This window comes from Rhodoferax sp. LS1R11, from assembly GCF_056521395.1.
Genome location: NZ_JBWMAW010000028.1, coordinates 20,391 through 29,406, shown reverse-complemented (window position 1 = coordinate 29,406; position 9,016 = coordinate 20,391). Strand labels below are relative to the sequence as shown.

General features: G+C 59.8%; 3 protein-coding genes and 3 pseudogenes. 4 read left to right on the top strand and 2 right to left on the bottom strand.

Annotated elements, in window-relative coordinates; genetic code table 11:
* Positions 1-201: 201 nt before the first annotated feature.
* From avs3a to AC097N_RS20595, 4 genes and pseudogenes are all read left to right on the top strand, one after another.
* Positions 202-6,462 (top strand): AVAST type 3 anti-phage nuclease/ATPase Avs3a, encoded by a 6,261-nt coding sequence (gene avs3a, locus AC097N_RS20610; RefSeq protein WP_479583943.1) that lies wholly within the window; start codon positions 202-204, stop codon positions 6,460-6,462.
* Positions 6,440-7,120 (top strand): AVAST type 3 anti-phage proein Avs3b, encoded by a 681-nt coding sequence (gene avs3b / locus AC097N_RS20605; protein ID WP_479583942.1) that lies wholly within the window; start codon positions 6,440-6,442, stop codon positions 7,118-7,120. Before avs3a ends, avs3b begins: the two co-directional genes overlap by 23 nt.
* Positions 7,121-7,697: 577 nt before the next feature.
* Positions 7,698-8,174, top strand: a pseudogene (locus AC097N_RS20600) (IS30 family transposase); the annotation flags it as partial.
* A 25-nt stretch (positions 8,175-8,199) separates the two neighbouring features.
* Positions 8,200-8,512, top strand: a pseudogene (locus tag AC097N_RS20595) (integrase core domain-containing protein); the annotation flags it as partial.
* A gap of 52 nt (positions 8,513-8,564) precedes the next feature.
* Here AC097N_RS20595 and AC097N_RS20590 read toward each other — a convergent pair.
* Both AC097N_RS20590 and AC097N_RS20585 read right to left on the bottom strand, forming a co-directional pair.
* A pseudogene (locus tag AC097N_RS20590) lies at positions 8,565-8,795 on the bottom strand (ATP-binding cassette domain-containing protein); the annotation flags it as partial.
* Entirely contained in the window at positions 8,792-9,007 is a 216-nt protein-coding gene (locus AC097N_RS20585; RefSeq protein WP_479583941.1) for a TOBE domain-containing protein, read from the bottom strand. The pseudogene AC097N_RS20590 and the gene AC097N_RS20585, both read right to left, overlap by 4 nt.
* Between the last annotated feature and the right edge of the window lie 9 nt (positions 9,008-9,016).

The window sequence follows — 9,016 nt, the reverse complement described above, 5'->3', positions numbered from 1 at the left end:
CCAACGCAACGGGCAAGCCAGATTCATGAACTGCTGCCGCACCGCTGGCAACCACAAAGCTAGCTCGGTAAAGCAGGACTGCAATGCGCAGTCAATATGGGTTCACCGCATGCTTACGACGTAAGGAGCTGGCCGCAGGCAAGTCCGCCGACGGGCAGTCCGGGCGTGTAAGCTCCGTCATACGACGAGCTCCAAAAAAATATGGCGAAGCAAAATTCTGTAGGTCCCTCCAGGAGCGGCGACCAGTTCCACTATCAATGGGCTGCCCGGCAATGCCTCGGGCTGCTTGCCGCGAGAGACGGCCTGGTGGCGGTGGCGATTGAAGGACCGTCACTGGATGAGGGAGATGCGTCCACGAGCGTCGGCGAGCAGGTCATTGACGTTGGGCTGTACTACGGGAGTGAGGACGTCATAGCGGCGAAGTCCATCCGCTATGTGCAGCTCAAGCATTCCTCCAAGCACGCGCACGACCCTTGGACGGCAAGCGGTCTCAAAGGAACCATCGAAGGCTTCGCTGGCCGTTTCAAGGAGTTGGAGGCGTCACTTGGTCTGGACGTTCTGGCGAAGAAGGTTCGGTTCATTTTTCTGACGAACAGGCCCATGGACGGGACTGTTCTTGAAGCGTTGGCCGATATCGCAGCGAGATCGACAGCGCCGCGGCATCGTGAGATTGACGAGTTGCTGAAACGGTACGCGGCGTCAGCAGGCAGTAGCGTACAGAGCTTCTTTGCCGTCTTTTCGGTTGAAGCTGGCGAGCCCGATCTGTGGGAGCAGCGCAATCTCCTCCGTCAGGATCTCAACGCCTTCATGTCCGAACCGGATACCGAGGCTGCGCTTCAGCTAAACGAATTGGTTGCCCGCCGGGCAACCGATGAAGGAGAGAAGGACCGTTCCGTCCGGCTCTACAACGTCCTTCTCGCCCTTCGGGTGACTGAAGTCGATCTCCTGCCGGCACCCTCGCTGATCTCGGAACCGGCGCAGGTGCTTCCTCGAACGCAGCAGGCAGACATCCTCGCGACGCTGCTCACCGCACAACGCCCTGTTGTCATCCACGCGGATGGTGGTGTGGGCAAGTCGACTCTTTCTGCTCACCTGGCCCGTGCGATGCCTGCTGGATCGGTGGCGGTGCTGTACGACTGCTTCGGTGACGGGACCTATCGCCAAGCCTTGAAGTGTCGCCATCGGTACCGCGATGCCCTCATACAGATCGCGAACGAGCTCGCAGGTCAACAGCTTTGCGTACCATTGATTCCGTCCAGCGGCACCGACCCCAAGCAATTCATGCGGGCCTTCGTGTCGCGGCTCAAGCAAGCGATTGATCTTCTTAGAGCCCGCACGCCTCAGGCGAGCCTTTGTATCATCATCGACGCCGCCGACAACGCCTACATGGCGGCACATGAGATCGGTGAGCGCGCCTTTGTCCATGACCTGATCAACACGGACATGCCCGACGGGGTGCGGTTGGCATTCACTTGCCGGTCTCACCGGCAGGGGCACTTGGGCGCTCCACTCGACAGCACCGTGATCAAGCTGGAGTCGTTCTCCAAGGCTGAGACCGCCACACACCTGCGTCTGAGCTATCCCAAGGCGACTGATGCGGAAGTAGCGGAATTCGCTTTTCTCAGCAGCGATAACCCCCGAGTTCAAGCGCTGGCCATGGAGGGCACCCCGCCCATCGGCGACATGCTCAGGGCCCTGGGGCCAACGCCCACAACGGTTCAGCACGCGATCGGAGGTCTGCTGACCAAAGCCATCGACAGGCTGAAAGCCGAGTGGGGACCGACCGAAGCGAATCAGATTGACCTGATCTGCAAGGGCCTCGCGGTTCTCCGGCCCCTGGTGCCGATTTCCATCCTGGCCCAGATCGCCGGGATTCCCGAGAGCGCTGTGCGGACGTTTGCGACAGAGTTTGGGCGGCCGCTGTTCGTCAAGGACTCAGGTCTGCACTTCATGGACGAACCAGCGGAGACCTGGTTTAACGAGACGTTCAAGCCCGATGCGGCCTCGCTTGATTCGTTTCTTGCAAAGCTGAAGCCGCTCGCAGCGACCAGTTCATACGTGGCGGCGGCGCTGCCGCAGTTGCTACTGTCTGCCGGCCGGATGGACGAGCTGATCGCGCTGGCGCTCTCGAATGAGAGCTTGCCCGAGCTCAATCCTCTGGAGCGACGAGACGTCGAGCTGCAACGACTGATGTTCGCACTGAGGGCCTGTTTGCAGCAGGGGCGCCATGTGGCTGCCGCCAAGCTCGCGCTGAAAGTCGGCGGCGAGGTGGCTGGCGAAGCTCGCCAGAACACGCTCATTCAGCAGAACACAGACATTGCCAGCGTTCTGCTTGCGTCGGATCGCATCGAAGAAATGGTCTCCAGGCGCACGTTCGGAGGCGGATTTCTTGGCTCGCATCACGCGTACGAGGCCGTGCTGCTCGCCGGAAACGATGACCTCATCCCTGAGGCTAGAAGCAGGTTGCGCATGGCCTGGGAGTCGTTGATCGCTTGGAGCAAGCTGCCACCCAAGCGCCGCAAGGAAGACACGATTGAAGACGCCGACGTTGCTGAGCTCGCTCTCGGTGTTCTGAAATTGCGAGGCCCTGCTGAGGCCGCGCGATTCATGAAAGGATGGAATCCCAAATCCACCGTACTGAGAACCACGAAGCTCGTCGCAGCTCGACTGACGGATCTTGGTGACTACAAGCGGATCGACGAACTGGCCGAGCACGCTGAGGGCGATGCCTGGATGTTGCTGGGTCTGGCTACTGAATCGGCACGTGTAGGACATCTGATGCCGGAGGAGCCGCTACGACATCTGATGGGCATCTTGGTTGACCCCAAGGTCAGGCTGCCCGAAGAAGACCTCTCATGGAAGTCGGGGAGCAGCGTGCTGGACGGCGTCCGGTCCGCAATCACGCTGGCGCTCCGGTGCCTGCCGCGCAACGATGCGACTTGGGCGAAGACATTGCGCCGGTATTTGCCGTTAGATCCGCCTCGCCAGTTTCATGATTTCGACGTCGAGCGCGCGAATTTCATTCGAGCCTACGCCTTGGAGGCCGCGCTGCGCGGCAAGCGCATTGAGTTGATTGATCTGGCTCCCAAGGATGTTCGCCCTGAGTTTGAGGCGAAGGGTTCTTCCGTTAAGGGCCAACAAGCGTCCCAACTGCAGCACGTTACAGGTGGCGTCCTTTCCTGGTTCATCTTGGCCGCCGAGATCGCCTGTGGGCGTCCGCCTGCCAACCTTGACCACGAGATTGATCTCGCGCTGGGCCAGACGAAGTCGGCGTCGTCACGCGACTACCAGCGCAACTTCAATTTGGAGAAGGTGGCTGCCGTCGAGTGGGTGCAGATCTTGCGCGATACGGGTTCCGCGCAACCAGATCAGGTCGACGCACTTTTCAAGTGGATCGACAAGAACGACCGCATCTACTCGAGCACGCTCACCCTGGTGTGTCGCGTGGCGGCGCGAACGGCGGGACTGGCCGACCTCTCGTTGCAGCTGAGCTCGAAAGCGTTCGAACAGCTTGCGACGTCACGCAGCGATGCGGAGACACGGGTTGACGACCTCCAGGAGCTGGCGCGTGCCATCTTTTGCGTGAACAAGTCGGAAGCGGCTGCCTATTTCGACAAGGCAATCGACATCGCCAGCAAGATCGGAGAGGAACACCTCTCTCGATGGACAACGTTCCTGGATCTCACGGACGCCGCGCATAGCCCGGGCCAGGCAAGACCTCAGACCGCCTATCGGCTGGCGCGCATTGCCGAACTCAGCTACGAGCACATGGCCCGGGACAAGTACATGGACTGGGACAGGTTGGTTGAGGGTCTGGTCGGCCTTTGCCCATCATCCAGTCTCGCAATTCTGAGCCGCTGGCGGGATCGAGAGTTTGGTTTTGCTGGTGAGCTGTTCCCGGTCGCGATCTACAGCCTGATCGACCACGGGCTCCTTCCCAAAAAGGCCGCAATCGCCCTGAGTGGCACAGAGAGGGGGTGGAAGCGCGTCAACGACATCAAAGCGGCCATCGACGCAGAGTCCGACAACAATCGAAAAAGATCGATCCTGCAAATCGCCTACCGATTCCTCCGCATTCAGTCCTACGAAGCCCCCACTTGGCGCGAACTCAAGGCTCTGGCCGACTCACTACATGTATCGCTGCCAGATCTGGAGCGGCTGCTTCAGGCATCTGAAGCCAAAGGAGCCAGTGAGTCGGTGAACGCAGCCCCAGCGCCCTTGGCAGCCCCCCCCAAAGGGGTCCAGGAGCCCGACTGGGATGCAGTTTTCAGCGGGATCGATCTCCGCGACGCGGCAGCGGTTCTCGCGGCACGGCGATCGCTCAAGAAGGTTGACTATCGCTCTTACGTTCGCGAGTTTTATGAGCAAGGCTGTCGGCGCGCGACCCTATCAGAGATCGACGGATACCTCCGTGCGATCCAGTCGGATGACGAGCTCAGTATGTTTAGCTTCACGGACGTCATCAGGCACCTTTCCGTGCCGAGCAAGCGGCTCCTGTCCGTCCGCAGCGAACTCAGGAAGGCAGCCCTTTCCCTGGCTGCGAGCGAACCCAACCGTGTAGGGCGCCGCGGCTGGGGCCACGAGGGCCCCTTTGATGGTCTCTATGCAGAGGGCATCGTCTTGGAGAATGACGTCGCGTCAGCTCGGATCAAGGGGTACCTTTCGCAGCTCGACACGCTTGTTGCGAACGACTTGTTCCACCTGGTGGACCCGCTCGCGCGGCACTTGACCAGCGACGAGGCCGATGAAGTGTTGAACTTCGGCTTCGACCTGCTCGAAGAGATTCTCGAAGGTGAAGACGGCGATGGCCCGTGGAACGACTCGCTCGCACCGTCATCGTCTTGCGAGGACGCTCTGGCCGGCTACTTGTGGGCGGGTCTGGCGCGCCCGTCCACTGCGGAACGCTGGGAGCACGCCCACTGCGTCCGAAACTGTCTTGAGCTCGACTGGCAATCCCTGTTGTGCGCGCTGGCCACTCGCGCATCCAGCGCCGACCCGCAACCGTTCGTTGACCGCGGTCTGGTTTTCTATGAGTGGCACGCCCGCCAATGGCTCTGCCTTGCCTTGGCACGGGGCGCGATGGACGCACCTCGTGCCGTCGCTCCTTTCCTCGCGTTTCTTGACTCCGCCGCAAGGGAGCAGCACGTCGTCATCCGGCACTTCGCTGCGGATGCGTTGAGGCGGCTGAACGAAGTACATACGTTGCCAACGGATTTGCTCGCCCTCGCGAACAGCGCAAACCGCGCTGCGCTTGCCACGGAGGTCTATGACCGTGGCGAGCAAGAGATCGTTGATGACGATGCCTCGGGTGACGAGGCCGCGGACGATGATGAGAGGTACTTCTTCGGCATCGACATCGGCCCGTATTGGTTCGCTCCGTTGGGCCGCGCCTTCGGCCTGAACCAGCGGTCCATCGAGCGGCGAGCGCGTGCAGTCTTGCGTGATCGCATGTCGTTTGGCCACCATCGTCGCGTCGATGACCAGCGCTACAAGCGCGGACTCTTTCGAGGACGAGAGACAAGCCACTCACACGGCAGCATGCCTGGAGTGGAGGACAGCGTTGTCTATCAGTCCTATCACGCCATGATGTTCGTCGCTGGCCAGCTCTTGGAGATCAAGCCGGTACGCCATCGCGCTGATGAGGAAGAGGACCCCTTCGACGACTGGTTGAAAGGACAGTTGCTCACTCGCGGTGATGACCGGTGGCTTGCGGACCGACGCGATCCCCAGATCCTGAAGGTCGACCCGGCGAGCAGCACTCGATCTGATGCCTCTTGGTGTTGGCAGGTCGATCGACAGTACCTGGATGACCAACTGACAACGGACGACGGCATGACGGCCCTCTGGGGCCATTGGACGACCACCGATGCGGTCAACGGTGAAACAGTGTCGGTGGGGTCTGTGCTTGTTCCTTCGCGTCACGCGGCGACCTTTCTGGCCGCTATGCAAACCAGCCCTAGCCCAGGAGAGATATACCTTCCAGACGCGGATCACATCGACCATGGAGAGAAAGTTGATGACCCAGAGTTGAGGCTGTTCGGCTGGGTAAACACGGGAAGCGATTCTTTGAGACTTGACGAATATGACCCTTGGGCCGGCAGGATCAGCAGCCCGGGCCCGCGCCCTTGCCAGGAAATCCTCGATGTCCTGACTCCGATGGCTGATCCCGACGCGAGATCGTGGACGCTACCAGCCGGGGGCAGGCTGAGGAGCGAGACATGGTCGCGCAGCACGGGCTACGGGGAGGAGCGCGACCTCCTGACCGGTACTCGGCTCAGCGCCGACGACAAGTTCATTCGTGCATTGTTGGAGGGGCGCCCGGACACTTCCCTGATCGTTCGCATCAAGGTCCGCCGCAAGCCGCCGAAAGACGAGGCCGGCAAGGACGACTACGCCTTCTACAACTATCCCTACAACCGCTACTACCTGATCGGACACGATGGAATCACTCGATCACTCTAAGGCAGTCATCGAGCTCGGCAAGCGGATCGTTGCCGGCTTGAAGCTGGGCAACGATGTCACTGCGCAGTGGATGGCCCACCTGGTTGCCGAGAAGATCTCCGCTGCCGAGCAAGCGTCCGAAACCGCACGAGATGCCGCGGTAGCAGAGTGCGTTGATGTCATCCTGAAACTCTGGGCGCACCGGTACACGTTGCCCCCGTACATGCGACCGCTGAGGGAGTTGGACCCGCTGCTGCGCACCCTCAATTCCTTGGGCGTGAATGAGGCAGATGAGCTCAGGTTCTTCTCGCGCCCGCCTAGCAGCGAGGAGCTTGAAGGTGCGGCGGAGGACGAGAAGAAACTCTTCGAGTTCGCGATCGGCATCGATCACGCGGCCAGGGAGCTGATCCGTCACGCACTCAGCGTTGCCGCCGAGCGGTCAGTCAATCTGGTCAAGCCGTGGCTGGAAGAGGCTTTCAAAGGCAACTTGGACGCCACCGTTGAGCTGCGGATTGCGAGGTTCGCCGTAGAGGGCCTGTTGAATGCCCAGGAAGCGGCCAAGCAACAGGCCATGCTTGATCGAATTGATCGGTTGGAGAGTTTTGCGAACGCTGCCTTGTTCCTGGCCGACGAGATGAGAAAAACACTCCCTCAAAACATCGAGGAATCGGGAGACTGACAAGACAGGCTCCGCGCTCCAGCGAAACAGCTCACATCGCCGGACCTGGCGTGAGCTCCTGAGGAGGTAGATCAGTCCGGCGAACAACAGGACATCCGTGGCCTGAATTTGAGTGCACATGAATGACCGCTGTCAGGCGATCAATTGATCGGTCTCTACGTCTGCAATGGGCGAAAGCAGCCAAGACCGTCCAATTTGACAGTTTCTCTGATGCCGAAAAATTGCGAATTTCCCGAATGCATCGATCTACATCTTGCTTCATCGATTAAAATCAATACGTGTCTGGTTGAAGGGCCAGATGGAGATAAGTTTCAAGGTTTAGGGCGAAGTTTGCAGTAACTATTGCAGTAACTTTTCGGGAAAACCCCGGAAATGCCCAGCAAAAGCGCGAATGTGATTCCGCCCCAGGCCACCAGAAAATCTTGTTGCTAATCAACAGGTTAGCAGTGAGTAATCAGAAAAGCGGCCCCTTAAAAGGCCGCTTTTTTGTTTTTCTGACGCAGTTTCTGACGCCGGTTAGGACGTCGGCTGACGCTGGGGTGGTTGACTGTGCGGTGGTGTGTGCCAGACTTGTGCGAGGTCAGCCGTTGGCACACTGGTCGAGCGCTCCACCCGCTACACCGTACTGCTTCATCTGCCCAGAATGGCAGGGCATGGCGCGCCTCGGCGCAAGCACGGCCCCGCACTGGCCGGTCATGGGGCAGAGGCCGTCAATGACGCCATTGCAAAGGCGTTTGGAAAATTGCCAGCAAAGCTCCGCCGATCACTGACGTGGGACCAAGGGGCCGAGATGGCACAGCATGTCCGTTTGCGCGCCGAAACAGGCTTGAAGGTCTACTTCTGCCAGCCGCGAAGCCCTTGGCAGCGCGGTACGAACGAGAACACAAACGGACTCTTGCGCCAATACTTCCCAAAGGGTACAGACCTATCGCGGTACAGCGCACAAACACTGGCAGCCGTGGCCAATGCGCTCAACAACCGACCGCGAAAAGTTCTTGGTTGGAAGACACCTGCGCAAGCAATGAGCAAGCATCTATCATCACGGCGTCATTAACCCGTTGCGACGACCGGTTGAATCCGCCCAGTACGTCTCCATCCTTTACACCGAGCGCCTCGCCCAAGCTGGCATAGAACCCTCGGTCGGAAGTCGTGGTGACAGCTATGACAATGCCTTGGCCGGAGACGATCAACGGGTTGTACAAAACCGAATTGATCCACCGCCGCGCCCCCTGGAAAACCAAGGAGTCACTGGAACTGGCCGCCCTTGAATGGGTGTTCTGGTTCACCCATCACCGACTGCTGGAGCCGATTTGGTATATTCCACCGGCCGAGGCTGAGGCAAACTACTATCGGCTACTTGCCGAGAAGACCGAAACCCAAGTTTCACTTTAACTAAACAGCCTCCACGAAAACCGGGGCGATTCAAGGTTGCTTCATCGGACAGCAGAGCCTCGGGATCGAGCGCCGTCAGATCCTGGCCATCCACCTGCACCCGCCCGGCTTGTGGGCGGTTGAGCAGGTTGATGGTCCGGATGAGGGAGCTCTTGCCGGCGCCACTGCGTCCGATCATCCCGAAGATTTCACCCCGGGGGACCTGCAGGTCCACGCCACGCAGGGCCTGCACCGGGCCGTCGGGGCCCGGGTAGGTTTGAACAATACCTTGCAGTTCGATCACAGCTTGGCGATCGACACTTCGGTGGACTTGACCAACGCGACCACTTCAGAACCAATCTTCAGTTCCAGCGCGTCCACTGAGCGGGTCGTGATGACGGACGTCACGATGCCCCAGGGCGTCTGGACATCGATTTCTGACACCACATCACCACGGATGATCTCGCTGACTTTGCCGCGGAACTGGTTGCGCACGTTGATAGCTTGAATGGACATGAATTTCTC